The 26,402-nt window shown below is 67.7% G+C and carries 23 protein-coding genes and 3 pseudogenes; 12 read left to right on the top strand and 14 right to left on the bottom strand.

Features of this window, described 5'->3' with window-relative positions:
• Positions 1 to 34: 34 nt before the first annotated feature.
• The 4 genes from IH68_RS0133385 to bldG form a co-directional block, all read right to left on the bottom strand.
• Positions 35 to 628, bottom strand: a complete 594-nt coding sequence (locus IH68_RS0133385) for a hypothetical protein (RefSeq protein ID WP_030942449.1) — start codon at positions 626 to 628, stop codon at positions 35 to 37.
• A gap of 192 nt (positions 629 to 820) precedes the next feature.
• Complete coding sequence (locus tag IH68_RS0133380; protein ID WP_030942447.1) at positions 821 to 3,226, bottom strand: sodium-translocating pyrophosphatase; 2,406 nt, start codon at positions 3,224 to 3,226, stop codon at positions 821 to 823.
• 309 nt (positions 3,227 to 3,535) lie between these two features.
• Positions 3,536 to 3,967 (bottom strand): ATP-binding protein, encoded by a 432-nt coding sequence (locus IH68_RS0133375; protein WP_030942445.1) that lies wholly within the window; start codon positions 3,965 to 3,967, stop codon positions 3,536 to 3,538.
• Positions 3,968 to 4,085: 118 nt separating this feature from the next.
• Positions 4,086 to 4,427, bottom strand: a complete 342-nt coding sequence (bldG, locus tag IH68_RS0133370; RefSeq protein WP_003975386.1) for an anti-sigma factor antagonist BldG — start codon at positions 4,425 to 4,427, stop codon at positions 4,086 to 4,088.
• Between the two features lie 161 nt (positions 4,428 to 4,588).
• Here bldG and IH68_RS0133365 point away from each other — a divergent pair, with 161 nt between their 5' ends.
• Positions 4,589 to 7,087, top strand: a complete 2,499-nt coding sequence (locus IH68_RS0133365) for a DEAD/DEAH box helicase (RefSeq protein WP_078912726.1) — start codon at positions 4,589 to 4,591, stop codon at positions 7,085 to 7,087.
• On the opposite strand, the pseudogene IH68_RS53850 reads toward IH68_RS0133365, so the two are convergent.
• The 6 genes and pseudogenes from IH68_RS53850 to IH68_RS0133340 form a co-directional block, all read right to left on the bottom strand.
• Positions 7,026 to 7,427 (bottom strand): annotated as a pseudogene (locus IH68_RS53850) (Rv3654c family TadE-like protein); the annotation flags it as partial. The gene IH68_RS0133365 and the pseudogene IH68_RS53850 sit on opposite strands and share 62 nt — an antisense overlap.
• Complete coding sequence (locus tag IH68_RS0133360; protein WP_030942441.1) at positions 7,424 to 7,789, bottom strand: TadE family type IV pilus minor pilin; 366 nt, start codon at positions 7,787 to 7,789, stop codon at positions 7,424 to 7,426. The gene IH68_RS0133360 and the pseudogene IH68_RS53850, both read right to left, overlap by 4 nt.
• Positions 7,776 to 7,985, bottom strand: a complete 210-nt coding sequence (locus IH68_RS0133355) for a DUF4244 domain-containing protein (protein WP_030942439.1) — start codon at positions 7,983 to 7,985, stop codon at positions 7,776 to 7,778. The genes IH68_RS0133360 and IH68_RS0133355 overlap by 14 nt, the downstream gene beginning before the upstream one ends.
• A 98-nt stretch (positions 7,986 to 8,083) precedes the next feature.
• A complete protein-coding gene (locus tag IH68_RS0133350; RefSeq protein ID WP_030942438.1) occupies positions 8,084 to 8,872 on the bottom strand; it encodes a type II secretion system F family protein in 789 nt (262 codons plus the stop codon).
• Complete coding sequence (locus IH68_RS0133345; RefSeq protein WP_030942436.1) at positions 8,869 to 9,729, bottom strand: type II secretion system F family protein; 861 nt, start codon at positions 9,727 to 9,729, stop codon at positions 8,869 to 8,871. Before IH68_RS0133345 ends, IH68_RS0133350 begins: the two co-directional genes overlap by 4 nt.
• Positions 9,722 to 10,069 (bottom strand): annotated as a pseudogene (locus IH68_RS0133340) (ATPase, T2SS/T4P/T4SS family); the annotation flags it as partial. The pseudogene IH68_RS0133340 and the gene IH68_RS0133345, both read right to left, overlap by 8 nt.
• Positions 10,070 to 10,130: 61 nt before the next feature.
• Between IH68_RS0133340 and IH68_RS0133335 the strand changes: the two are divergent.
• From IH68_RS0133335 to IH68_RS0133305, 9 genes are all read left to right on the top strand, one after another.
• The gene (locus IH68_RS0133335) at positions 10,131 to 11,666 is read left to right on the top strand and encodes a recombinase family protein (RefSeq protein ID WP_030942432.1); all 1,536 of its coding nucleotides are present in this window, start codon (positions 10,131 to 10,133) and stop codon (positions 11,664 to 11,666) included.
• 1,335 nt (positions 11,667 to 13,001) lie between these two features.
• The gene (locus IH68_RS0133330; RefSeq protein ID WP_030942430.1) at positions 13,002 to 13,271 is read left to right on the top strand and encodes a hypothetical protein; all 270 of its coding nucleotides are present in this window, start codon (positions 13,002 to 13,004) and stop codon (positions 13,269 to 13,271) included.
• Positions 13,272 to 13,449: 178 nt separating this feature from the next.
• Positions 13,450 to 13,758 carry an HNH endonuclease gene (locus IH68_RS59900; protein ID WP_078912724.1) on the top strand — a complete coding sequence of 103 codons (309 nt, stop codon included), beginning with the start codon at positions 13,450 to 13,452 and terminating at the stop codon, positions 13,756 to 13,758.
• Positions 13,759 to 14,420: 662 nt separating this feature from the next.
• Positions 14,421 to 14,636 (top strand): hypothetical protein, encoded by a 216-nt coding sequence (locus IH68_RS56600; protein WP_159403760.1) that lies wholly within the window; start codon positions 14,421 to 14,423, stop codon positions 14,634 to 14,636.
• A 227-nt stretch (positions 14,637 to 14,863) separates the two neighbouring features.
• Entirely contained in the window at positions 14,864 to 16,054 is a 1,191-nt protein-coding gene (locus tag IH68_RS0133320; RefSeq protein ID WP_030942426.1) for a phage major capsid protein, read from the top strand.
• 153 nt (positions 16,055 to 16,207) lie between these two features.
• Positions 16,208 to 16,456: a hypothetical protein gene (locus tag IH68_RS56595; protein WP_159403759.1), complete on the top strand. Its 249-nt coding sequence runs from the start codon at positions 16,208 to 16,210 to the stop codon at positions 16,454 to 16,456.
• 110 nt (positions 16,457 to 16,566) lie between these two features.
• Positions 16,567 to 16,812 (top strand): hypothetical protein, encoded by a 246-nt coding sequence (locus tag IH68_RS0133315; protein ID WP_030942424.1) that lies wholly within the window; start codon positions 16,567 to 16,569, stop codon positions 16,810 to 16,812.
• A 2-nt stretch (positions 16,813 to 16,814) separates the two neighbouring features.
• Positions 16,815 to 17,330, top strand: coding sequence for a DUF6879 family protein (locus tag IH68_RS0133310; protein ID WP_030942422.1), 516 nt, complete (start codon positions 16,815 to 16,817; stop codon positions 17,328 to 17,330).
• 12 nt (positions 17,331 to 17,342) lie between these two features.
• Complete coding sequence (locus tag IH68_RS0133305) at positions 17,343 to 18,191, top strand: helix-turn-helix domain-containing protein (RefSeq protein WP_030942421.1); 849 nt, start codon at positions 17,343 to 17,345, stop codon at positions 18,189 to 18,191.
• An 867-nt stretch (positions 18,192 to 19,058) separates the two neighbouring features.
• Here the strand turns inward: IH68_RS0133305 and IH68_RS0133300 are convergent.
• Both IH68_RS0133300 and ssd read right to left on the bottom strand, forming a co-directional pair.
• A pseudogene (locus tag IH68_RS0133300) lies at positions 19,059 to 19,913 on the bottom strand (TadA family conjugal transfer-associated ATPase); the annotation flags it as partial.
• A 368-nt stretch (positions 19,914 to 20,281) separates the two neighbouring features.
• The gene (gene ssd, locus IH68_RS0133295) at positions 20,282 to 21,385 is read right to left on the bottom strand and encodes a septum site-determining protein Ssd (protein WP_030942417.1); all 1,104 of its coding nucleotides are present in this window, start codon (positions 21,383 to 21,385) and stop codon (positions 20,282 to 20,284) included.
• A gap of 582 nt (positions 21,386 to 21,967) precedes the next feature.
• On the opposite strand from ssd, the gene IH68_RS0133290 reads away from it, so the two are divergent.
• The gene (locus IH68_RS0133290) at positions 21,968 to 22,813 is read left to right on the top strand and encodes an HAD family hydrolase (RefSeq protein WP_030942414.1); all 846 of its coding nucleotides are present in this window, start codon (positions 21,968 to 21,970) and stop codon (positions 22,811 to 22,813) included.
• A gap of 382 nt (positions 22,814 to 23,195) precedes the next feature.
• Here IH68_RS0133290 and IH68_RS0133285 read toward each other — a convergent pair whose 3' ends face one another.
• A complete protein-coding gene (locus IH68_RS0133285) occupies positions 23,196 to 24,020 on the bottom strand; it encodes a hypothetical protein (protein WP_030942411.1) in 825 nt (274 codons plus the stop codon).
• 101 nt (positions 24,021 to 24,121) lie between these two features.
• Here IH68_RS0133285 and IH68_RS0133280 point away from each other — a divergent pair, with 101 nt between their 5' ends.
• Entirely contained in the window at positions 24,122 to 25,102 is a 981-nt protein-coding gene (locus tag IH68_RS0133280) for an ATP-binding protein (RefSeq protein ID WP_030942409.1), read from the top strand.
• 3 nt (positions 25,103 to 25,105) lie between these two features.
• On the opposite strand, the gene IH68_RS0133275 is transcribed toward IH68_RS0133280, so the two are convergent.
• Positions 25,106 to 26,377 (bottom strand): hypothetical protein, encoded by a 1,272-nt coding sequence (locus IH68_RS0133275; RefSeq protein WP_030942407.1) that lies wholly within the window; start codon positions 26,375 to 26,377, stop codon positions 25,106 to 25,108.
• Between the last annotated feature and the right edge of the window lie 25 nt (positions 26,378 to 26,402).

Here is a 26,402-nt window from a genome sequence, read left to right as displayed (position 1 = left end):
GTGGCGGGGCCGAGGGGTCGGCTGCAGCTCCGGCTCAGCTCGCCGCCGGCGAGGGGGCGGTGGACGCACTCTTGCAGCTGGCCTGCTTGGCCATCGCCTTGCCGACGTCGCCCGCCTCGAGGTTCTTCAGGGCGTCGTTGCCGCTCGTGCTCAGCTGGTCCAGCGAGGTCGCGATGCCCTTGAGACCGTCGGCGAACTTGGCCTGGTCCTTGACGTCGAGCGCGTCGACCTTCTTCTGCAGCGCGGCGTACGACGCGGCGATGTCGTCGAGTTCCTTGACCGCGTCCGTCTGCTTCTTCGCACCGTTGTCGACATCGGGCGCCCCGGCCTTCTGGACCGCGTCGCCGATCGCCTTGTAGGCGTCCGACATGTCCTGGAAGGCCTGGGCGTCGGTCTTGCGGACCGCCTCCGGCGTGCTGTTGTCCGAGGTCTGCTTCTGGATCGCGGCGTTGGCGGCCTCGATCTTCTTGGCCTGCGGCTGCACCGCGTCGCAGACCTGCTTGGCCCAGGCATCCAGCTTGTCGTTGCCCTTGTCGCTGCTGGTGCACCCCGACAGCGCCAGTACCAGTACCGCACCGCCGGACAGTGCGGCCGCGAGCTTCTTGTTCACCGGATTGGTCCCTTCCATGGCTCTCGGCCCCGGAACATACACGCCGGGCGGGTGACAGCCGCATGCCGAACGACGACTATGACACCTTTTGTAACTAATTACACCAGGCGAGAGAAGGCTCACGGTGAGGGTGTGAAAACACGAGGCGGGCGGGCGACGCGTCAACACGCGCCGCCCGCCCGCCTCTTGAGCCGGTCCTCGTGGGGCCGCCTACGAAACCACCGCAGGATCGGCCGACTTGGCCACCCGCTCGGCGCCGCCCTCGTCGCCCACGGCGATCCCGCGCCGCTTGGAGACGTAGACCGCCCCGACGATGACAAGCAGGGCGAGGACCGCGATCGCGATCCGTACCCCGAGGTTCTTGTCCTCGCCGTAGCTGAACTTGATCACCGCGGGCGCAATGAGCAGCGAGACCAGGTTCATCACCTTGAGCAGCGGGTTGATCGCGGGACCGGCGGTGTCCTTGAAGGGGTCGCCGACCGTGTCGCCGATCACCGTCGCGGCATGGGCCTCGCTGCCCTTGCCGCCATGGTGACCGTCCTCGACGAGCTTCTTGGCGTTGTCCCACGCACCACCGGAGTTGGCGAGGAACACCGCCATCAGCGTGCCCGCGCCGATCGCACCGGCGAGGAACGCGCCGAGGGCGCCGACCCCGAGCGTGAACCCGATGAAGATGGGCGCCAGCACGGCGAGCAGACCGGGCGTGGTGAGTTCCCGCAGCGCGTCCTTGGTGCAGATGTCGACGACGCGCCCGTACTCCGGCTTCTCGGTGTAGTCCATGATCCCGGGGTGCTCGCGGAACTGCCGCCGCACCTCGTAGACCACGGAACCCGCCGACCGCGACACCGCGTTGATCGCCAGCCCCGAGAAGAGGAAGACGACCGCCGCGCCCGCGATGAGGCCGACGAGGTTGTTGGGCTGCGAGATGTCCATCATCAGGCTCATCGGGGCGCCCGCTCCGGCGAGCTTCTCGCCGACGTCCTGCGCGCCGGTCGTGATCGCGTCACGGTACGACCCGAAGAGCGCCGATGCCGCGAGGACCGCGGTGGCGATGGCGATGCCCTTGGTGATGGCCTTGGTGGTGTTGCCGACCGCGTCCAGGTTGGTGAGCACCTGGGCGCCCGCGCCCGTGACGTCGCCGGACATCTCGGCGATGCCCTGCGCGTTGTCGGAGACGGGCCCGAAGGTGTCCATCGCGACGATCACGCCGACGGTGGTGAGCAGGCCGGTACCGGCCAGCGCCACAGCGAACAGCGCGAGCATGATCGACGTGCCGCCGAGCAGGAAGGCCCCGTAGACGCCGAGGCCGATCAGCAGGGCGGTGTAGACGGCCGATTCCAGACCCACCGAGATACCGGCGAGGACGACGGTGGCCGGGCCGGTCAGCGAGGTCTTGCCGATGTCCATGACAGGGCGACGGTTGGTCTCGGTGAAGTAGCCGGTCAGCTGCTGGATGACGGCCGCCAGCAGAATGCCGATCGCCACCGCGACCACCGCGAGGATCCGCGGATCGCCGTCCTTGGCCTTGATGGCGGCATCGGTGACGCCGTCGAGGTCCGAGTACTTGGACGGGAGATAGATGAAGACGGCCGCCGCCACCAGCACGAGCGAGATCGCCGCGGAGATGAAGAAGCCCCGGTTGATCGCGGTCATGCCACTGCGGTCGGCCCGGCGCGGGGCGACCGCGAAGATGCCGATCATGGCGGTGACGACACCGATCGCGGGCACGATCAGCGGGAAGGCCAGTCCGGAGTCGCCGAAGGCGACCTTGCCGAGGATCAACGCGGCGACCAGGGTCACGGCGTACGACTCGAACAGGTCGGCCGCCATGCCCGCGCAGTCGCCGACGTTGTCGCCCACGTTGTCGGCGATGGTCGCGGCATTGCGCGGGTCGTCCTCCGGAATGCCCTGCTCGACCTTGCCGACCAGGTCGGCGCCGACGTCGGCGGCCTTGGTGAAGATGCCGCCGCCGACACGCATGAACATGGCGATCAGGGCGGCCCCGAGGCCGAAGCCTTCGAGCACTTTCGGCGCGTTGGCCGCGTACACCAGCACCACGCAGGAGGCGCCCAGCAGACCGAGCCCCACTGTGAACATGCCGACGACGCCGCCCGTACGGAAAGCGATCTTCATGGCTTTGTGCGAGACGGCGGTGAGATCCTTTTCCGGCTCACCCTCCGCCGGGGTCGCTTCCCGGGCCGCCGCGGCGACACGGACATTGCTGCGCACGGCGAGCCACATGCCGATATAGCCGGTGGCTGCCGAGAACGCCGCACCGATCAGAAAGAAGATCGATCGTCCGGCGCGCTGATTCCAGTCGTCCGCGGGCAACAGCATGAGCAGGAAGAACACGACCACGGCGAATACGCCGAGCGTGCGCAGCTGCCTGGCCAGATAGGCGTTCGCACCTTCCTGAATCGCCGTCGCGATCTTCTTCATACTGTCGGTGCCCTCGCCCGCCGCGAGCACCTGGCGTACCAGGATGCCTGCGACCACGAGCGCGGCCAGCGCGACGACTCCGATGACCATCACGATGATCCGGTTGTCGTCCGTCAGTACCGCGGCTGCGAGGGTTGTGGGGTGGTCAAACTGATGAGGGGTAGAAAGCCCCGCCATTCGTCCTCCTTGACGCCTGTGCTGAGCTCAAGATGTGGACGGATTCTAGGTACCCGCACCTGATCAAAACAGAGCACGGTAAACGGAATTAGCCTTCACATGCTCTTCAGCAAATGATCGACGTCACGCCACAGAACCCGAAAGAGGTAATGCCTCAAAGGCATTGACGCCTGCATTGACGCTTGATCGAATTATCACGTGATCAGTCACGCGTTTGATCGTGAATTCCTTCACTAATTCCCGGGAACGGCCGGAAAAGCACCAAGGGCCCTGCTCAGCAGGGCCCTTGGGACATCGTACGAAGGTGAGTCAGGTGAGCACCGCGGTGGGCGGCGTGGTCGGCCAGGTCATGCGGATCAGCCCGCCGTGCGCGCCGGCGGACACCTCCACGTCGTCAACAAGGCCGCTGATGACCGCGAGGCCCATCTCGTCCTCCTCGGTCTCCACGTCCTCACCGGCCGAGCCCGGCGCCCCGCCTCCGGGGGACGAGCGCGGTGCCTCGTCGCCGACCTCGATGGAGAACTGTTTCTCCTCCTCGACCAGCTGTACCTTCACCGGCGCGGTGATCCCGGCACTCTGGTGCAGTCCGACGGCACGGCTGCAGGCCTCGCCGACGGCGAGTCTGACCTCGTCGAGGACGGCCTCGTCCACTCCGGCCCTGCGCGCCACCGCTGCCGCCACCAGTCGGGCGGTTCTGACGTGCTCGGGCAGCGCGCTGAAGCGGAGTTCAACGGTGGCCATGCATCCCCCTCGGGCCTACGGGCGTGCTGTCGGGGGACCGGGCTGCCGAAAGCCCGGACCCCCTCATTGAACTTCTTCCGCCTTGGGAGCGGTCCTTTCCCGCTCCGTCAGGCGGTGGTCAGTCGGTGGCCGCCACCGCTTCCTCGACCGAGGTGTGGATCGGGAACACCTTGGTGAGGCCGGTGATGCGGAAGATCTTCAGAATGCGCTCCTGGTTGCAGACCAGGCGCAGTGAGCCCTCATGGGCACGCACCCGCTTCAGGCCGCCGACCAGCACGCCGAGCCCGGTGGAGTCGAGGAAGTCCACGCCCTCCATGTCGACGACGAGGTGGAAACTCCCGTCGTTCACCAGCTCGACCAGCTGCTCACGCAGCTTGGGCGCGGTATATACGTCGATTTCGCCACCGACCTCGACGACCGTACGATCGCCGACGGTACGGGTCGACAGGGACAGGTCCACGGATCCTCCAGCACCTTGCTACTCGAGCGGTCGCCCCTCGGGACACCTCGGCAGAGCCCCCGGAACGGTTCGCCAGCCGCGATGGCATTCAATCACTTACGGCAGGCGTGCACGACGCCTTGGTCCCATTGTCCGTCACGCCAGTGACACACTCGGTGCCGATGGCCAAGAATCACCGATCCGATCGATCCCCGACGGACCCCGTCTCCCGGCTCGCACCGGGCACGATCCTGGGCCGGCTCGCCTCCGGGCCGAGCCGGGCTTCGCGCATCACTCATACGGAGCACTTGCCCCCGCGCGAGGGTCGCCATGCCGTCTGGCCTGACCGGATTCGCCCGGAGGTCATCGCCGCGGTGCAGGCGTGCGGCATCGAGCACCCCTGGGCCCACCAGGCACGGGCCGCCGAGCACGCGCTGGACGGCGACTCGGTGGTCGTCGCCACGGGCACGGCGTCCGGCAAGTCCCTGGCGTATCTGGTCCCGGTGCTCTCGACGCTCCTGGACGGCTCCGAGGCCCCGAACGGCCGCGGGACCACCGCCCTCTACCTGGCTCCCACGAAGGCTCTTGCGGCGGACCAGTGCCGATCCGTGAAGGAACTTTCACAACCTCTGGGAAATGCCGTACGTCCTGCGGTGTACGACGGGGACACGCCCTTCGAGGAACGCGAATGGGTCCGCCAGTACGCCAACTATGTCCTGACCAACCCGGACATGCTGCACCGCGGCATACTCCCGTCCCACCCCCGCTGGTCCTCCTTCCTGAAGTCGCTGAAGTACGTCGTCATCGACGAGTGCCACACCTACCGCGGTGTCTTCGGCTCGCATGTCGCCCAGGTACTGCGCCGCCTGCGCCGTCTGTGCGCCCGCTACGGGGCCTCCCCGGTCTTCCTGCTGGCCTCCGCGACCGCCGCGGAGCCCTCGGTCGCCGCCCGCCGCCTGACCGGCCTCCCGGTGGTCGAGGTGGCCGACGACGCCTCACCGCGCGGTGAACTGGTGTTCGCCCTCTGGGAGCCCCCGCTCACCGAGCTGCAGGGCGAGAAGGGTGCCCCTGTCCGCCGTACCGCCACCGCCGAGACGGCGGACCTGCTGACCGACCTCGCCGTACAGGGGGTCCGGTCGGTCGCCTTCGTGCGGTCCCGGCGCGGCGCCGAGCTGATCTCGGTGATCGCCCAGGAGCGCCTCGCCGAGGTCGACCGCTCCCTCGCCCGGCGTGTCGCGGCGTACCGCGGCGGCTATCTCCCCGAGGAGCGCCGCGCCCTCGAACAGGCCCTGCACTCCGGCGAACTCCTCGGTCTCGCCGCGACCACCGCGCTCGAACTCGGCATCGACGTCTCGGGGCTGGACGCCGTGCTGATCGCCGGCTATCCGGGCACCCGCGCGTCCCTGTGGCAGCAGGCCGGCCGCGCGGGCCGTTCCGGGCAGGGCGCCCTGGCGGTCCTGGTCGCCCGCGACGACCCGCTGGACACGTTCCTCGTCCACCACCCCGAGGCCCTGTTCGACCAGCCCGTGGAGTCCACGGTCCTCGACCCCGACAACCCGTACGTCCTGGCCCCGCACCTGTGCGCGGCCGCCGCTGAACTGCCGCTCACCGACGAGGACTTCGAACTCTTCGGCCCCGCCTGCGAGGAACTGCTGCCCCAGTTGGAGGCCGCAAAGCTGCTCCGTCGCCGTACGAAGGCCTGGCACTGGACTCGCCGGGAACGGGCCGCCGACCTCACCGACATCCGCGGCGAGGGCGGTCGGCCGGTACAGGTCGTCGAGTCCGGCACGGGCCGCCTGCTCGGCACGGTCGACGCGGGCGCCGCCCACACGACGGTCCACGAGGGCGCGGTCCACCTCCACCAGGGCCGCACGTATCTCGTACGCTCCCTGGACCTGGAGGACTCGGTGGCCCTGGTCACGGAGGCGAGCCCCTCGTACTCGACGGTCGCCCGCGACACGACGTCCATCACCGTCCTGGAGACGGACACCGAGATCCCCTGGGGGGACGGACGCCTTTGCTACGGCTCCGTCGAGGTCACCAACCAAGTGGTCTCCTTCCTGCGTCGACGGCTCATCACCGGTGAAGTGCTCGGCGAGACGAAACTCGACCTCCCTCCTCGTACGCTGCGCACACGCGCCGTGTGGTGGACGGTCACCGAGGACCAGCTGGACGAGGCCCGGATCAACCCGGAGATCCTCGGCGGCGCCCTGCACGCCGCCGAGCACGCGTCGATCGGCATGCTGCCCCTCTTCGCGACCTGCGACCGCTGGGACATCGGCGGGGTCTCCATCCCGCTGCACCCCGACACCCTTCTCCCCACGGTCTTCGTCTACGACGGCCACCCGGGCGGCGCGGGATTCGCCGAGCGCGCCTTCCACACCGCCCGCGCCTGGCTCACCGCCACCCGCCAGGCCATCGCCTCCTGCGGGTGCGAAGCCGGCTGCCCGTCCTGCATCCAGTCCCCCAAGTGCGGCAACGGCAACGATCCGCTGCACAAGAGGGGTGCGGTGCGGTTGCTCACGGTGCTTTTGCGGGGGGCGCCACAGGAGAAGGCAGAGCCCGTCGCGGGGATGCCGGAGGGGCAGGCCGAGACTGGGCCGGGGGCGCCGGAGGAGAAGGCCGAGGCAGAGCCTGGTCGGGGAGCACCGGCGGCCCCGCAGGTCCCGCCCGTGCCCTGACCTCCGCCGCGAACGGCCCCCGTCCCGACGCCGCCGTCACGTCCGAGACCTCGCCGACGATCACGCACCGCACCAGCCGCGTGCCCTGCGCCCGCGCGACCCGGCCGGCCCGGGCGCAGGCCGCCGCAGTGCCGTCCGCCCAGTGATCCGCCGCCGCGAGTGCCGCGAGGTCCGCAGCGCCGGCCGCACGGTGCCGGACCACGACGGCCTGCCCCAGGGCGAGCACGACCCCGAACACCACGCACAGCACGGTGATCGCACCGACGCTCCAGACGGTGGCGGAACCGCGGTCCCCGCCCTGGAGGACGGCCCACCGGCATTTGAAGAAGCCGCCGGTCACGGCCCCACCCCCACGGTCTCCTCCGCCGCGGCCACGGCCTCCTCCCGTACGTCGAAGGGCAGACCGCGCAGCACCGGCGGCCTGGCCACCACTGCCACCCGGACCAGGCCCCCCTCCCGGTGAACCGTGACCCTCGCGCCCCGTGGGGCCGCCTCACGGGCCACCTGGACGACCTTGTCGCCCGGGTCCTGGCGGGCAGCCGCACGAGCCCCGGTCCGTGCCGCGTCCACGCACTGGATCTGCGCGGCCACGACCAGCAGCGCCCACACCAGGGCCATCGCGAACATCACCAGCACGGGCAGCACCATGGCCGACTCCGCCGTCACGAACCCCCTGTCCCCGCCCTGCTCACATCTGCGCATCGAGCGCCCGCTTCACGATGCCCTGCAGCTCCGCGCTGACCTGCCCGCTCGTCACCACCTTGTAGAGGACCACCGCGAACGCCACCGCCGCCACGATCCCCATCGCGTACTCCGAGGTGACCATCCCCGCGTCCCTGCGCGCCGCACTCGCCCTGCACACCAGGGCACGCAGCCGCGCCCGTACCGCCTTGCACATCTCAACCCCCGTGAGGTTCAGTCCCGTTGACCATTCACTGCTCGATTGACCGTTCACTGCTCGATGTCGGCGTCATGGCGCCGTCCGCCCGGTCCCCGTCATCCACCACCCCCGCCCAGCACCCCACCCGCGAGCCCGATCACCACGGGCAGTACGCCGACCGTGATGAAGGCGGGCAGGAAGCACAGGCCCACCGGTGCGGTGACCATGACGGCCGCCCGCCGGGCGCGTGCCGTCGCGGTGCGGGACCGGTCGGCGCGGGCGTCCGCCGCGAGCCGTGCGACCGGTGTGGCGGCGGGGAGTCCGGACACGCCGGCCCGTTCCAGCAGCCGGGCCAGGGCTCCGGCGCCCGGCAGCTCGGCCAGCCGCCGCCAGGCCTCGGCCGGTTCGCCGCCGAGCCGCACCTCGGCCGCACCCCGCGCCAACGCGTCCCCGACGGGGCCGCCCAGTGCCTCGCCCACGGCCTGCGCCGCGGCCACGGGCCCCGCACCGGCGGCGATGCAGGCGGCCACCAGATCGGCCGAGAGCGGGAGTTGACGGGCCGCCTCCCCCGGGTCGTACGCCTCCGGGGTGCTCCCGGCTGCCTGCCGGCCACGCCATCGCCACAGCACGCCCGCGACGGCCAGCCCCACCGCGACTCCGGCGAGGCCGCCGACCAGTACCCATCCGGCACACGCCACCCCCGCCGCGGGCAGCAACCGCCGCGCTGCATCCCTTACCTCGAAGCGCGGCCGGCCCTGCATCGCCTCGACGTCGGCCACCAGCCCGGCCAGCCGCCTGCGCACTCTCCGCTCACGCCGTACGTTCTCCAGCCGGCGCAGCAGCCACCCGAGGACGAGCAGCATCCCCACGGCCGCCCCCAGCCTGTGGACAACTTCCGTGCTCATGCCGCCTCCGCTCGCCGCACGATCCGCATCGCCCACCACATCCCGAGGCCTTCCAGCAGACCGCCGACCAGCAGGCAGCCCAGCCCACCCCCGGTGTGCAGCAGCACGTGCAGGGGGTCGGCGCCGAGGGCGGTCCCCAGGGCGAGGCCCAGAGACGGCAGCCCCGCGAGCATCACCGCCGTGGACTTCGCCCCAGCCAACTGGGCCCGCAGATCGGCGCGTTGGTCCCGCTCGGCCCGCAGCGCCCCTTCGAGGCGGTCGAGCCCGGCGGCGAGGCCCGCGCCCTGGTCCACGGCCACCCGCCAGCACGCGGCGAGGCCCAGCAGTCCCTCGGCGCCCGGCTGCCGTGCCGCCGCCACGAGCGCGTCCGGGACGTCGCCGCCGAACCGTGCCGCCGCCAGCACCGCCGCCTGCGCGCCCCCGAGCCCGCCGGAGTCCCGCGCGGCACGCGGCAGGGCCTCTCCCGGCTGCCGCCCGGCCCGCACCTCCCCGGCGAGCGCCCCGCACAGCGCGATCACCGCGTCCCCGCGGCGCTCCCGGGCCCGCCGGGCCTCCCCTGCCAGCCGCATGCGTCGCAGCAACGGCACCCCGGCCGCCCCCGCGACGACCGGCAGCACCGACGCACCCAGCAGCGTCAGCACCACTCCGACGGCCAGCGCCCACCACTCGGGCCGCAGCCGCCCGCGGATCCGCCGCAGCCCTCCGGCGACCTCCCGCCAACACGGCGGCCCGGCGCTCACGGCCCCGCCGCCCGCGAGCAACAGCTGCGCCCGCCGCGCCCCGGAGTGCCACCCGCCCATCAGCAGGGCCGCCGCACCGACGCACAGCACTCCCGCCCCCATCGCCGTCTCACCCATGACGTCCCCCTTCGAAGGACTCGCCGGACTCGCCGGACTCGCTGTGGAGCAGCTCCCGCAGCCGCTCCCAACCGCGCTCGTGCACGAACGCCTCCGCACCCCACCGAAGCGCCGGTACCGTCCGCACCAGCCCCGACGGATCCCGCTCCAGTACGTGCACCTCGGCGATCCGCCGCCGCCCGGTCCGGTCCCGCACGAGATGCAGGACCACCGACAGCGCCGCCGCCAACTGGCTGTGCAGCGCGGCCCGGTCGAGCCCGGCCGCCGTACCGAGCGCCTCCAGCCGGGCCGGCACTCCGGAGGCGGCATTCGCGTGGACGGTGCCGCAGCCGCCCGGGTGCCTCGCCTAACCATCCACAGGCGAGAACCCCTCTCTAAAGGTCATCGTGAGAAGAAAAACTGTGGTCATCTACGACCGACTGTCACGACTGTTCGCCGAAGAGGCACCCGACCACCGCATTGCCGCCTGCAAGGCATACGCCGAACAGCGCGGGTGGGAAGTGGTGCACGTCGCCACCGACACCAACGTCAGCGGAGCTAGCCGCCTGGAAGACCGTCCCGGTATGCGGGAAGTCCTTTCTTGGCTCCCGCGCGCTGACTACGTACTCGCCGCGAAGCTGGACCGGTACGCGCGCAGCGTCCTGGAGTTTCAGCGTTTGCTCGACGCCGCTAAGTCGACCCACACCACGATCGTCACAGCGGACGGCGTGGTAAGCCCGGAAAACGCAAGCATAATCATCAACGTACTGGCCGCATTCGCCGAGTACGAGCGCGACATGATCACGGCTCGTATCACGGACAGCAAAGAGCACTTCCGTAAGCGCGGAAACCACCTGGGCGGATTGGCGCCCTACGGCTACGCGGTTACCGGCCCGATAAACGACAAGCGTTGGGTGATCGACGAAACCGCCGCAGCAGTAATCCGCGAATGCGCCGACAAGCTCATCAATCACGGCGCGACGCTGACCGGCCTTACCCGCGAACTCAATGAGCGGGGCATACTCCCGCCCGCCGACCATGCCCGACAGCGCGACGGCCGCAAGCTGCGCGGCAACAAATGGCACCTAACGACACTCAGGGATGTTCTCTACACGCCCGGCATTCGCGGGTGGCTTGTGCAGTCCGTTCCCGGCAAGAAGCGCAGCGCCGTACACAATCAACCGGTTCTTGACGCCGAAGGTCGCCCCGTATCCGCCGGTCCCGAAATACTCGACGGCGAGACCTGGGGGGCAGTGCGCGCCATCATCGACGGTAAGTCCAAGGGGCGCGGAGCTGAGCGCACCGGTAAGGCGCTACTTCTACACGTCGCGCTGTGTTCCGAATGCGACGGGCCGATGTACCGGCAGCGCCGAGCGGTCAACGGCAAGGACTACAGCACGTATGTGTGCCGAAATGGCGTCGGCAAGCGAGGAACTCACCGGCCGAACGTAATCACTGCCCCGATGCTCGATGAGCTTGTGACCGCCGATTACCTCAAGCGGTTTGGAAACATGGCGCTAATGCGCTGGGCTGAGCCTGACGGCAGCGCGGTACTCCAACTCTCCGACGTAACAACACAGATTGAGCGACTGGCCGGGAACCTGGCGCAACTCGAACCCAACGGCACAGCGGCACGCGTGGTCATTTCCCAACTGACCGCACTGGAAAAGCGACAAGCCGAATTGCGGGCGGAAGCAGACCACGCCGTGGGCCGCTGGGTCGACGCTGGCGGCACCGTGGCGGACGAGTGGAAACGGCGGGACGACGAAGGGCGACGGGGCTTGCTCGCTGATCTCGGCACGCGCGTGGTCATCCGTCCGGCAACCCCGGGCGCCCCCAAGCGGTTCAACTCGGCGCGGGTGGCGGTCACCTTCGAGGGTCCGGCCTGGTTCCGAGACGATCCGGCGGCGGGTGAGCTTGCCGGTATCGCCATGACTGAGAGCGGGATGCTCGATTAAACGGCCCCGAAAGCCCCTCTGAGCCCCTTACAGCCCCGTCGGTGGGAATTCCCCCCGGCGGGGCTTTTTCATGCCCGCAGACGGCCGTACAGCGGCTCAGGTGCCGTCACGCAACTAGAGCACCCCTCTCTAATCCCCCCGTAGGAGTTTCGACGGATTACGCGGACACGGCCCGTACTTTCGCCGAGTTTCTACGCACATCACCAGCGACATACGCCGAATTACGCGGACTCTCGCCCGCACTTTCGACGTATTACGCGGAGACCACAGACCACTTTCGACGGAATACGCGGACAACAGACCATGGTTTCAACGAATTACGACGGACTACTAGCTCAGCTACGCGTGGCAGAAAAGGCAGCCTGGCAAGCAATCAGCGGCAGTATGGAAAGCCGGGAAGTCGCACACGAACTCATCCGACAGGTCTTGCTCATGGCAGAGTCGGCGGCTGACGCTCCGCTATGCGAGCTTCCTGCGTGCGGCAACGCTGTTGAGTACAGGGGGCAGGGACGACCGGCCCGGTACTGCTCGCGGCGCTGTCGGGACCGAGCGGCATACGCAACGAGAAGACAGCGGCAGAGCCTTACGTGACGAATGACGGTTCTTACAGCGATCTAGGTATCCCTTAAGAGTCTCTATAGGGAATCTGGAATCACACCTAAAATCGTCATCCGTCACTAATCCCAGCTCGGAGCCTGTATCGGCCTAGAGATCCCACCACTAACCAACATAGGACGTCACCATCTGGGAGGCACCAAGATGACTCGCTCTGAGGCTTACGCTGCTCGCATGTCGGCTGCCTGCCAATGCGGCAACCGCGCTAGGAAATGGTGCGGTAACGGTCGCCCTACGCTCTATTGCTCGGGCGCATGCAAGGCGCGTGCCTACCGTCAGCGCGTAAAGGCTCGATCGCTGGGATAATGGCGCGAAGCTCTGTGCGCCAATCTGAGCTACTTTCTCGCACCAGTGCGAGGGAAAGTACGCCAAGGCTGAGAAATGCCGCCACGAGCCGGCTGAGGGCCCTTAAAACCCCCGTTGTTCCTAACTCGGAGCGGCGGGGGTTTTCTTGTTGGTCAGCGTCACGAAACTAGAGAGACCCTCTCTAATGGTTCGTGGAGGGGCTGGTCACCTCTCCGATTCGAGTGGTTCTGTAGGTCCGAGAACCCCCGGTCGTTTCTCCTCACTGGCCGGGGCTTCTTGTTGACCGTTCCACCCAAAGTTCAGCGTGAATGGCAACCCGCGCTGTGCCCTAATACTTGCCCGTATCTAAATGATCCCAGGTTGCCACCAGGCGGGATCGTTTAGATACGGGCTTTTTTGTTTGGTGGATAAATCATGGTCGACGAGTACGACGAACTGCTACCGAAGATCAGCGCGCATAACGAGGCTTGCCGTGTGTGGCATGGCTCCCGGCTTGCTGCCGCCGAAGAGCGAAACAATGCGCTTGAAGAGATTCAGTGGCGTGCAGTGCAAGCGGCCTACGACGAGGGCGAGCCGCAGCGAGCGACAGCTTTTATGCGCCAGATTGCCGAGCAGCGAGCGGAGCTAAACGAGCTATGGACCGCGCTGGATAAGCAGGCGTGGGAGAAGTTCTATTGTGACTGATCGCACGTGTGCTATCTGCGCCGAGACGCTGCCCGCTGAAGCGTTCTATCCGGCCCCGGCTCTTCGAGGTGGCCGCGCATCCCGCTGTAAACGCTGCATTCTCATAGCTCGCGCTGCACAGATGGCTGACGCGCGAGTCAAGAAACTCAGCGGACGCAAGTAAGGCGGTAGGTCCCCTATGCCTTACAACCTATGCCCTCGTCACAAGCGGCTATACCCCCTTGGGAATGGGTGCCCCCTATGTGCCGCGCAGGGTGCCCCCAGGAAGTACCGCAGCAAGAACACCCGTACCGCTGGACGCTATGACGCCCAGTGGCAACGGCTACGCGCTGAGGCCATACGAGCACAGCCTTACTGCTCGTTCTGCGGTAGCGCTGAGGACTTGACCGGGGATCACATAATTCCGCTCAGCAAGGGCGGGACGAACGAGGCGAGCAATGTTCGTGTCTTGTGTCGATCATGCAACAGCAGGCGAGGAAACCGCTGACGCTTTGGTCACTCGTCTATGAAATGCGATCAGCAATGCGTGCCCACGAACCACTCACGCTGTGGTGCGCTGACGAGGAGTAAAGCCGAGAGGCTCTGTGCGGCTCTGTGGAGCCCTAAAGGCGCCCCACAGATTCCGGGCCACGGATGAGCAGTGAACGGCCCACAGCTGGCCACCAGGGAGATATACGGGGATCACTAAGGGGATAGGGGGAGGTCGAAAGTGCAAGGCTTGCCCCTCCCGCACCCCCGCCCTTCCCTCGAAATGAACGCGCGCATATTTCCCCGAATTGGTGGGATCGTCGCAGGTCAGCGCGTTTTCTCGTGCGTAACTCCGCATTTCTTTGTATTCCTGCGCGGTATTGCTCGCTGACCCGCTATTTGGGTTCCCCCGCGCCGCTGATTCCTTTTGGGGAGGTGTTGAGCTGTGGCAGCTTCTTTCGGCCCCGTGAGCCGGGGTGGTTTTTCGCACCCCTCGCTGTCTGCCGATCCCGCCTCTATCGACGTCGGCGCGGTACTCGACAGCCGCCCGAACCTCACCGCGCTCATATACGCATGGCACGCTTCCGCCGACTCTGCGCCGGACGAGCAGACACGCGCTGCCTGGTTGGCGCTCATCGCTGAATTGCGGGCGCGAGTAGCCGAGTGGGGGATGACGCTCCCGTGTCCGAGCTAGAAGCCTATCGGATTGAATCGCCCGGCCCTATCGACTACGGCTTTTTCCTCCACCTCGAATGGCATGTCGACTCAGAGCAGATTGAATCGCTGATTGAGATCTGGCGTCGTCGCGCTGAGGAATGCATCAGCGAGGTAGCACGCGCCGAATGGCACAAACGCATCCGGGAGCTTCGCGCTTTTCTAGCCGAAGGCTCGGAATAAGACTTCCGGCGCTTGCCGCCGGGGGACCGGGTGATGGTCAGCGCTTAGGCGGGCGCAAAACAGAGAGAGCACGGACACGGATTTTCCCTCTCCTGCCGTGTCCGTGCTGCTCTGCGAACCGCTGAATAGACCTCCCCTATAGCTAATTGCCTACCGCTTGGGCCGGAAGCCGGCTCGGCGGTTTTTTCATGCCCAAATCCCGGGCCCTTTCCATCAAGGAGACATTTATGGACTATGCAAAGCTTGCGAAGAATGCGCTAGAAAGGCGTGCCAGCGTCATTTCCCAGATGCGTGCCGTTCTCAATGACGCTGCGCTTTCTGAGGCTGAAAAGCGCAAGCGTGTCGAGGGTATGGACGCTCACGTCAACGCGCTTGACGCTGAGGCGCGGGACTACGTTGAGCGCGCTGAGCGTGAGAATGAGGCCCGTTCCCTTGCCGGGCGCGTCGGTGGCGCTGCGTTCACCGGCAACGAGGAGCGCGCTCTTGATGGCGGTGAAAGCTTCCGAAACGGCGGAATGCTCCCCTCCACCGCTGAATTCCGGCAGATGACCACCACTTCGGCGGCTGCTGTGATCCCGACGCAGACGCTTGGCCAGGTATTTGACTTCCTGCGTCAGAAGAGCGTGTTCCTCGCGTCCGGCCCGCGCGTTCTGAAGATGGACGGCAAGACGCTCAGCGTGCCGCGTATTTCGGCCAGCACGAGCGCGAGCATGGTTGCCGAAGGGTCGTCTATTCCGGTCACGGATATGACGCTTCAGGCGGTCACGCTAACTGCAAAGAAGGCAGCCGTCCTCACCAAGGCCACTAACGAAAGCCTTCTCGACTCGAACCCTGAGCTACTCCGCATTGTCGGCGAGGACCACATGAAGGAAGTTGCGCGTCTGCTCGATGCGCAGTTCCTCGCTGGTGACGGCACCGGCAACAACATGCGCGGTCTACGGAATTTCTCGGGCGTGACGGTTACCTCGCTGGGCACCAATGGCGCGAGCCTGACTCTAGACGCGCTAGCTGACGGTGTTGGGCGGCTGGAAAGCGCCAATGGCGACCTTAACGGCGCGGCTTGGTTCATGAGCGGTCGTTCTTGGGCTTCTATCCGGAAGGCCAAGGATGGTCAGTCTCGGTACCAGGTTTCTCCCGATCCGACGCAGGACGGCGAGCGGCGTCTATTCGGTATCCCGGTCTACATTTCTAACCAGATCAGCAACACTGAGACTGTCGGTACGTCTACTGACTGCTCGTGGATTGGCCTGGTTGACCTGAGTCAGATTGCCGTGGGTCGTCGCGCTGAGGTTTCCGTGGCGTACAGCCAGGACGCTTACTTTGACTCTGACGTGACCGGTATTCGGTCTACGTCTCGTTGGGACGTTGCTCCGCTGGACCCGAACGGCGTGCAGCTAATGACTGGCGTTCGCCAGTAATCAAGACTCCCCGGCTTTGGCGGGCCGGGGTTGGCCAGAAATGGCGTAATCCATTAATGGGGATGCCCCCGCTCTTGCTGCTTCCGGCGGCAGGGCGGGGGCTTTCCTGTTTTCTGATGGGCCGTCACCTTTGCTGTCGGTAGGATACCGGTCATGGATGCAGCCCCGATCGTTGCCAAGATCGAAGAAATGCAGCGCGAAATGGAAGGCCATTTCGACCAGATGGACGAGCGGCTGAGTGGCCTAAAGGACAAACTCGGCGCACTTGAGGGAAGTTTTAGCGGGCTTGCGGGCACTACCGCTGGGATAGTCGAGTGTCTTACCGACTTGACCGAGGGGCGTGCGACGAAAGCTGAAATACTGGCCAAGCTGCGAGCCCTATCTGACAGGCCGTCAGATTGACAACCTGGCCCTGGCTCCAAGTGCCGGGCGGACATGCCCTCTTGACGTCATCCATCGGGCGGGTGATGGTCGTGCAATCGGGTGCAATCGCATCGACTGAAGGAGTAGGCATGGGGCTACGGTTCCTCGGGATCATCCCGAACACGCCGGACACGGACTCGCCAACCATCTGGCTGGACGAGGAAACGGGAGACCTGTTGATCCAGTCGTACAAGGCCACGGAAGCGGAGGTGAAGGCGTGTCAGGAGATCGGCTCAATTCCCGGTCACTCAACTGACGTGCCGGATCACGAGACGATCATCAGGCTTCCCAAGGTCATGCTTCAGTACATCCCGCGCCCCGACAGCGAGCAGTAACAATGACGAATCCCGTGCTTGAGGGTCTGGCGAAAGCCCGTCACTCGGCCGTGCACTTGGAAATGCGTGACGCGTACCAGCCGAATGACCCTGAGTTCATCGCGTGGCAGAACGGCAAGCGTCTCGACCCTGCCGCTGACCGGTCGACGTGGTGGCGCCCGTTCCTGGACGTGGTAACCGAGATAACAGCGCGCGGAGTCGTTATGCGTCGTGCTCGGATCGTCTCGGAGCCGGTGACGGATTACATCAAGTACGAGTACGACGTGACGTTTCCGAACGTTGCGGCGGGTGAATTGGTCCGCTGGCTGCCCCGGCGCAAGGCGGCTGATATTCCCCTTCCCGGCACAGACCTATGGATGTTCGACAATTCGTCGGTGCTGTTCACCTATTTCTCGGGTATCGGGGAAGTAGTCGACCGCGAATGGTGTACCGAACCGGCCGTCGTAGAGCTGGTTAGCGCAGCATTCGAAACGGTCTGGGAACGGGCTACGTCTCACGAGGAGTACAAGCCGGTCTAACCGGTCCATGCCATGCCCGTATCAGGATCATCAAGTGTTCAAGCGGCCCGGAAAGTCCTTGCTGATCGTCTTCGGGAGATCTGCAAGGACGCCGGGTTGGACGGTAAGCGGCTCGCTGAGGCGTGCGGGTGGCATCCGTCGAAGGTGTCTCGGATCTCGTCCGCGAAAACGTCGCCATCCGCTGACGACATACGCGCATGGTGTCACGCGTGCGGCGCAGATGACCAAGCAGCGGACCTGATTGCCTCTCTGCGGGCCGTTGAGGGCATGTGGGTGGAATGGCGCCGGATGGAGCGCGCAGGGCTGCGACAGGCGCAGGAATCGCGTTTGCCACTGTACGAACGGACGCGCCGTTTCCGGTCGTATTCTCCGGGGCTTGTTCCTGGACTGATTCAGACCTACGGCTATACCGAAGACGTGTTGCGCGCAGTACAGCGACGGCGGGTTGAGATTGATGATGTGGCGGACGCAGTAGCCGCGCGTATGGAGCGTCAGCGCGTGCTGTACGAGGGTCACCGACGTTTCGCATTCTTGATCGAGGAGTCAGTTTTGCGGAACGCGCCAGGTGAGCCAGAAACTCAGCTTGAGCAACTTGAGCATCTGCTCACGATTGCTTTGCTGCCTAACGTCAGTTTGGGTGTTGTGCGAACGCGGCTCGGTCGTTCGCGAATGCCGGTTGAGGGTTTCTGGATCTTCGACACGGCACAGGTGAATGTCGAATTGATCTCGGGGTACCTCACGATCACACAGCCCCGAGAGGTGGCCATGTACGCCGACACCTTCGCCGAGTTGGCCGACAGCGCGGTCTACGGCGTGAAGGCTCGCGCGCTGATCAGAACAGCCATGGACTCCCTTGGGTGATTGGCGTGCAATCACGTGCAATCGGCTGTGAGTTGAGGGCCCACCGTTCCTAGCGTGGTTTCCATCGGACCACGTGAGGGGACGGCGAGGATGGCCACCAAGACACAGGAGCCTGACACCGACGCGCGACAGGTCGAGTACACGACTTACGCGCCCAACGGGGAGACGTGCCCCGACTGCAAGAAACCGATCAAGACCCTTGAGCCATGCCGCCGCATTGTGCGTGACCGGTCCTCAGCGGGTCCGGCTGTTCGGTATCGGCATGTGGAGTGCCCCCAGTGACCGCCCCGGCAAAGCGCGTCCGCGCCCGTGTGAGCGCCTTAACCGAGCCTGAGCTAGTCAGCCTGCCTGAGGACGGCAACGGGCCGTCTAAGCGGGACTGGTGGGAGCAGTACGGCGGGCGGCTCGATCTCGCGTCCGGCGTCATAGCCTTTCTGCCCAACTCGCTGCCCCCATGCCGTCCGGATTGCTCGCTGTGCCAGAGAGGGGGACGGAATGCTTCTCCTTGATCTTCGAACCCCGCGCGCTGGCCGGGTGGACCCCGAGACATGTCCCGTGTGTTTCTCGCTGCGAACAGACCTGAGCGAGTCAGTTAGTACCGGCAATGCGAAAGCGGCTCGGGCCGTCGTACTCGGCATGCACGCGCACATGATCTACGGCCACCCGGACGACCCTCGCAACAAGACTCCGGCGCGCTGAGGACGGCAATCAAGGCTCAGCGTGTCGGCTGCCCCGTCCGTGCATCGTTCCCCCGTGGCGCATGGGCGGGGCTTTGTCCTGTGCGCCAACTAGCCCTGAACGGTGGGCAGTTGACCCCGTGTTGCGTGTCCTCGCTGAGCCGTTCCCCTGCATGTACGCTTAGACCAGGCACCCGCCCTCGTGGCCGGTGTTCAACGCGGCCAGCAGATGCACCACTTCGGGCCCGCGCACCTCGCCCACCACCAGCCGGTCCGGCCGCATCCGCAGTGCCTGCCGCACCAGGTCCTGGAGCGTGACGAGGCCCGCACCCTCCTGGTTGGCGGGTCTGGTCTCCAGCCGTACGACGTGCGGATGGTCCGGCCGCAGCTCCGCGGAGTCCTCGGCGAGCACGATCCGCTCGCCGCGTCCGACCAGTCCCAGCAGCGCGCTCAGCAGAGTCGTCTTGCCGCTGCCCGTCCCGCCGCTGACGAGGAAGGACAGCCGTGCCTCGAGCAGCGCCCGCAGCACGCGGTCACCGCCCGGCGGCACCGTGCCCGCCGCGACCAGTTCGTCGAGCGTGAACGCCCGGGGCCGTACGACGCGCAGCGACAGACAGGTGCAGCCCACCGCCACCGGTGGCAGCACCGCATGCAGCCGCGTCCCGTCGGGCAACCGGGCATCGGCCCATGGCCGCGCGTCGTCGAGCCGCCGTCCGGCCGCCGCGGCCAGGCGCTGCGCGAGACGTCGTACCGCGGCCGCGTCCGGGAAGGAGACCGAGGTCAGCTCCAGTCCGCCGCCCCGGTCGACCCAGACCCGGTCCGGGGCGGACACCAGCACGTCGGTCACCGCCGGATCGGCGAGCAGCGGTTCGAGCGGCCCGCTGCCGATCAGCTCGGACCGCAACTGCTCGGCCGCGCCGAGGACTTCGGCGTCCCCCAGGACCCGGCCCTGCTCCCGCAGGGCCTGCGCCACGCGCGCGGGTGTCGGCTCGGCCCCGCTCTCGACCAGCCACTGCCGTACGCCGTCCAGCAGCCCGGAGGGCATCTCCGGAGCTACGGCCGCGGAGGCCGAATCGCCGCGCGGCCGCCATGGCCCCGCCGAGCCGGAGCGCGGCACATCACCCGGGCCCGGCACCTCGGCCGGCCGCCCAGCCCTCTCCGAGGACACACGCGACCCGGCACACGACCGCACGCGCGGCCTGTCGCCCGGCCGCCATGGCCCCGCCGAGCCGGAGCGCGGCACATCACCCGGACCCGGCACATCACCCAGCCACTCAGCCGACTCCGAGGACACACCCGGCCCGGCCCACGACGGCACGCGCGGCCCGTCGCCCGGCCGCCGCACCGCTCCGGAGGCTCCCCGCGCCGAAGCGACCACCGAGCCGCCCGTCCCTTCGCCGCCCGCATACCTGCTCATGCGCTCCCCGCCTCCGACAGCGCCCGCTCCCAGAACTCCTTGCAGAAGCGCGCCAGGGGCCCGCGGCCGTCCGCGGCGGGCGGCGTCCGGCCCTCTCCCGGGCGCAGCAGCCCCGACTCGACGGGGACCTCGCCGGCCAGGGGCAGTCCGAGCAGCCGGGCCACCTCGCGGTCGTCCAGTCCGGGCGCGTACGGCCCTCGTACCGCGACCCGCAGATCGCGCAGGACCATGCCGACGGCGGACGCCACCCGCCCGGCCGCGGCGACGGCGCGCAGTTCGCCGGGGGCGACCAGGAGGCCGAGGTCGAGCTGGGCGAGCGCCTCGGCCACCCCGTCGTCGATGCGGCGCGGCAGGTCGACGACGACGGTGCCGCCCCGCCGTCTGGCCGCGGCCAGCACCGCCCGGACGGCCTGGGCCGGGACGGCGATACGGTCGCCGCGGTCCCAGCTGAGCACCCGCAGGGAGTGGAGCTGCGGCAGCGACTCCTCCAGGGCACCGCCGCCGACCCGGCCACGGGAGGCGGCGAAGGCGGGCCAGCGCAGTCCCTCGGCGCTCTCGCCGCCGAGCAGTACGTCGAGTCCGCCGCCCAGTGGATCGGCGTCCACGAGCAGGGTGCGCAGCCCCTCGCGTGCGGAGGTGACGGCGAGGGCGCACGCGAGCGTGGACGCCCCGGCCCCGCCGCGGCCCCCGATGACACCGACCGTCAGGGCGGGCCGGCCCACGCCTTCGGCCACGTCGGCGATGCGGTCGACCAGCCACTGTTCGCCGTCCGGAAGCACCAGGACGTGGTCGGCGCCGATCTCGACGGCCCGGCGCCAGACCCCGGAGTCGTCCTGGTCGCGGCCGACCAGCACCACTCCTCGTCTGCGGGCGGCCCCGCGCAGCCGCCGCGCGGCGTCGTCGCCGACCAGGACGAGCGGTGCTGCTTCCCAGCCGCCCGCCCGCTCCGGCACCGAGTGGTGGACCTCGGGTGTCGCTCCGGCCGCGGCGCACAGGCGCAGCAGGTCGTCGAGCAGTTCGACGTCCTCCGTGACGATCAGTGGTCCGGCCTGCCGCCCCGAGGCGGCGGGCGGCGGTTCATGTGTGACGGCTCCGGCCACGGTCTCCGTCCCCCTTCGCTGCATCTCTCGCGCAGCCCCTGCGGCCCCGCGATTCCCAAACGTGTGAAGAACCGGCAACCGGTCTCCATATGAGCGGCCGATACGAACCGGCCAAACCCGCCCGACAAACCGGAACCGGTCTTGAACTCGGCGCGAGCGGGACGCGTTTGAATCACGGTGCAGCGATCCCGGAAATCCTGCGGATCATGGTCGATAACTGTGGACAAGTCGGTGGTTGTGAATAACCTCGTCACCCATACCGGTGACCCCTGTACCAACCCGTGCACGACTTCCACAGAGCAGCCTGACGGCTACACACTGTGACGGATCATGAGCATGCAGAAGAGGCGGCCGCAGCCGCCTCAGGACGGCCGTACTGCCGCGCCAGGAAGTGAAGGAAGCGGAAAAACCCGTCCGGACATGCGACGACCCCCACCGGGGGGGAGAGTGGGGGTCGTCTCCACGGCCGACTCGGGGGGGGGAGGAGCCGGACCGGGTTAGCACGGTCGCGAACGATCCGTGACTTCCATGGTGTACCCGAGACCCTTCTCAGGCAAACCCACACGCCTCACCTTACGCCGAATGGGCTGCCCCTATGCTCGGGGCGTGGAAAACCACTCCTTGCCCCGCACAGCGGCCTTCTTCGACCTGGACAAGACGGTCATTGCGAAGTCGAGCACACTCACGTTCAGCAAGTCGTTCTACCAAGGCGGGCTGATCAACCGCAGGGCCGCCTTGCGCACCGCATATGCCCAGTTCGTCTTCCTTGTCGGCGGCATGGACCACGCCCAGATGGAGCGGACGCGCGAGTACCTGTCCTCGCTCGTCCGCGGCTGGAACGTCCAGCAGGTCAAGGAGATCGTCGCCGAGACCCTGCACGACCTGATCGACCCGATCATCTACGACGAGGCCGCCTCCCTCATCGAGGAGCATCACGCCGCCGGCCGCGACGTCGTCATCGTCTCGACGTCGGGTGCGGAGGTGGTGGAGCCGATCGGCGAGCTGCTCGGCGCGGACCGCGTGGTGGCGACGCGCATGGTCGTGGGCGAGGACGGCTGCTACACCGGCGAGGTGGAGTACTACGCGTACGGCCCGACGAAGGCCGAGGCGATCAAGGAACTGGCCCAGTCCGAGGGGTACGACCTGGACCGCTGCTACGCCTACAGCGACTCGGCGACGGACCTGCCGATGCTGCGGGAGGTCGGCCTTCCGCACGCCGTGAACCCGGACCGCGCGCTGCGCCGCGAGGCACTCGCGCGCGGGTGGCCGATTCTCGATTTCCACCGGCCGGTCCGGCTCAAGCAGCGGATCCCGGCATTCTCCGTGCCGCCCCGTCCGGCCCTCGTCGCGGCCGCGGCAATAGGCGCCGCAGCCGCCACTGCGGGTCTTGTCTGGTACGCCAGCCGACGCCGGGCCGCGCTCCTGTGACCTGCCGATTCACCGGCACCAAGATCCCCGTTCGACATCCCCGGCGCCCGTTTACAGCCTATTTGAGACTAAAAGTAAAGAAGTACAGCCGGGGGTTCCGCTTGCTTCGGACCTGGAGTACAAAGGGGTTAACGGCCCGCGAGACCAAGGACATCCGAAAGGATCACCTTAATAACGCATTTGGCCCCACGGACCGAAGCATGAACATCGGGCACCCACGCGACGTCGACCCGTCGATTACGGGCCAGCCACACCAGGTGACGGGCAAAGTTCCCGGCCTGATGGGCAACATTTCGAGGACGCTTGGTAACTCGGTGAGCATGCCAGCGGCGGTACGAATCCTCGTACCGCCGCAACCCTTTTCCGGAGTCCGGAGAGCTTCCTACGCCGCCCCGCGCTGCAGTGCCTCGCACACGGCCGTCGACTCGCGCGCACCCAGCTCGACCGCCCTGCCGCAGTGGGCGATCCAGGCGGCCATGCCCTCCGGCGTACCGGAGACGTACCCCTCCAGCGCCGCCAGATAGGCCGCGCGCCCCAGCTCGGCGTGGCCGACCTCGGCCGGGCAGACGGACTTCGGGTCGAGGCCGCTGCCCACCAGGACGATGCGCTCGGCGGTGCGCGCGACCAGGCCGTTGCGGGAAGTGAAGGGGCGCAGCGCGAGGAGTTCGCCGTGGACGACGGCGGCCGTCACCAGAGCGGGCGCGGAGCTGCCGGTGATGATCAGCTCGGCGAGACCCTCCAGCCGCCCGTGCACCTCGTCGGCGCCCGGCAGCGGCAGCTCGATCAGCGGCTCGTCGACCGGCTCGCCCGTCAGCCGCGGCCGTCCGACCTCGTCCCCGTTGGTGGCGGCGGCCACCAGATGCAGCCGGGCGAGCACCCGCAGGGGCGACTGCCGCCAGACGGACAGCAGTTGGCCCGCCTCCGCGGTCAGCCTGAGGGCCGCGCCCATCACGCGCGCGTCGTCGTCACCGCTGAAGTCGGTGCGCCGTCGCACCTCTTCGAGGGCCCAGTCGGCGCCGGACAGCGCCGCGGAACCGCGGGCACCGCGCAGTGCCGCCTCGGAGGTGATCTCGTTGCTGCGGCGCCGCATGACCCGGTGCCCGTAGACCCGGTCCACGGCCTTGCGCACGGATTCCACGGACTCGGCCACCCCGGGCAGCGAGCCCAGGGCCGCGAGCGGATCGGCGTTCGCGCCTGTCGTACTCATGAGTACGACACTAGCCACACCAGGGGCGCACCCCACGATTGAGTGGTCTTCTTCACGCCCGTCTGCCACATACAGCTATCACCCCACTACCCTTCGTGAACATGAAAATTGCTTTCGTCGGGAAGGGCGGCAGCGGCAAGACGACCCTGTCCTCCCTGTTCATCCGTCATCTCGCGGCCAGCGGGGCACCGGTCGTCGCCGTGGACGCGGACATCAACCAGCACCTGGGCGCCGCGCTGGGCCTCGACGAGGCGGAGGCCGCCGCACTGCCCGCGATGGGCGACCGGCTGCCGCTGATCAAGGACCATCTGCGCGGCTCCAACCCGCGCATCACCTCCGCCGAGACGATGATCAAGACCACACCGCCCGGCGAGGGCTCGCGGCTGCTGCGGGTGTGCGAGGACAACCCGGTCTACGAGGCCTGCGCCCGCCCGGTGGAACTCGACGGCGGCACCGTCCGCCTGATGGTCACCGGCCCCTTCACCGACGCCGACCTGGGGGTCGCCTGCTACCACTCCAAGACGGGAGCGGTGGAGCTGTGCCTGAACCACCTGGTGGACGGACGGGGCGAGTACATCGTGGTGGACATGACGGCGGGCTCGGACTCCTTCGCCTCCGGCATGTTCACCCGCTTCGACATGACGTTCCTCGTCGCCGAGCCGACCCGGAGGGGGGTCTCCGTCTATCGCCAGTACAAGGAGTACGCCCGCGACTACGGCGTCGTCCTGAAGGTCGTCGGCAACAAGGTGCAGGGGCAGGACGACCTCGACTTCCTCCGCGCCGAGGTCGGGGACGACCTGCTGATGACCGTCGGGCACTCGGACTGGGTGCGCGCCATGGAGAAGGGCCGACCGCCCCGGTTCGAGCTCCTGGAGGACGCCAACCGCCGCGCCCTGCGCGCCCTCCAGGTCGCCGCGGACGCGACGTACGAGCTGCGCGACTGGGAGCGCTACACGCGGCAGATGGTGCACTTCCACCTGAAGAACGCGGCCACGTGGGGCGATGCCCGCACCGGGGCCGACCTGGCCGCGCAGGTCGACCCAGGGTTCGTGCTCGGTGAGGGTGTCGTCGCCTCCGCCTGACGGCTACTGCTTCGCGGCCGGTGCCCCCGGTACGCCCTTCGGGGCCGGGGCGGGGTGGCCCGACAGGAAGGCCGCCCAGCCCTGCTCGGGGGCCTGGCCGACCTTCAGGGTGCGCAGCTTCGCCAGGGTCTGCGGGTCCTGGGCGTCCAGCCAGTCGGCCAGCTGGTGGAAGGACACACAGCGCACGTCGGGCTTGTTGCAGACGTTCTCGACGACCTCGTCGACGGCCCGCATGTAGGTTCCGCCGTTCCAGGACTCGAAGTGGTTGCCGATGACCAGGGGCGCGCGGTTGCCCTCGTAGGCGCGACGGAAGCCCTTGAGCAGGCCGTCGCGCATCTGGTCGCCCCAGTAGTCGAACTTGTCGGGGTCGCCCTGGGTCTGCGTGCCGGACTGGTTGACCATGAAGTTGTAGTCCATGGTGAGCTGCTCGTAGGAGTGCCCGGGGAAGGGCACGAGCTGCATCGACAGATCCCACAGCCCTTCCCTCTTCTTCGGCCAGACCTGGTCGTTGACCCCGCTGGTGTCGTAGCGGAAGCCCAGCCGGCTCGCGGCCTTCACGAAGTTCTTCTGGCCCTCCAGACAGGGCGTGCGCGCGCCGATGAGCTCCTTGTCGTAGTCGAAGGGAAGCGGGGCCGCCTTCTCCATGCCGGAGTTGGTCTTCCAGCTCTTCACGAACTTCTTGGCCTGGGCGATCTCGCTCATCCACTGCGCGACAGACCACTCGCCGACACCGCCGTTCCTCCCGCAGAAGTGGCCGTTGAAGTGGGTGCCGATCTCGTTGCCCTCCAGCCACGCCAGGCGCAGCTGCTTCACGGTGTCGGCGATGCCCTGCTCGTCGTTGAAGCCGATGTCCGAGCTGCCCGGTGAGTGCTCCGGGGGCTTGTAGAGGTCGCGTTTCTCCTCCGGCAGCATGTACACGCCGCTGAGGAAGTACGTCATGGTCGCGTGGTTGGCCTTGGAGAGCTTGCGGAAGTGGGAGAACAGCTTCTGGCTGTCCTCGCCCGCGCCGTCCCAGGAGAAGACGACGAACTGCGGGGGCTTCTGGCCGGGCCGCAGACGCTCGGGTCTGGGCAGGTGGGGCTGGGCTCCGGTGTAGGCGGTGGAGCCGTCGCCGATCAGGCGGACCGCGCTCCCCTGCGCATGGGCCGGACGGGCCTTCTGCGGACCGAGAGCACCCGCCTTGGAACCGTTGGAGCCGATCGCACAGCCGGCGACCCACGCGGCACAGGACGCGGTGATCACGACGCCCACGGCGATCCTCTGGGTGGCGGTCATGTTCCGCTCACCTTCTTCCTTCTCT

The organism is Streptomyces sp. NRRL S-646 (assembly GCF_000720765.1).
Taxonomy (GTDB): Bacteria; Actinomycetota; Actinomycetes; order Streptomycetales; family Streptomycetaceae; genus Streptomyces.
This window is presented reverse-complemented; position numbering and strand designations above follow the sequence as displayed.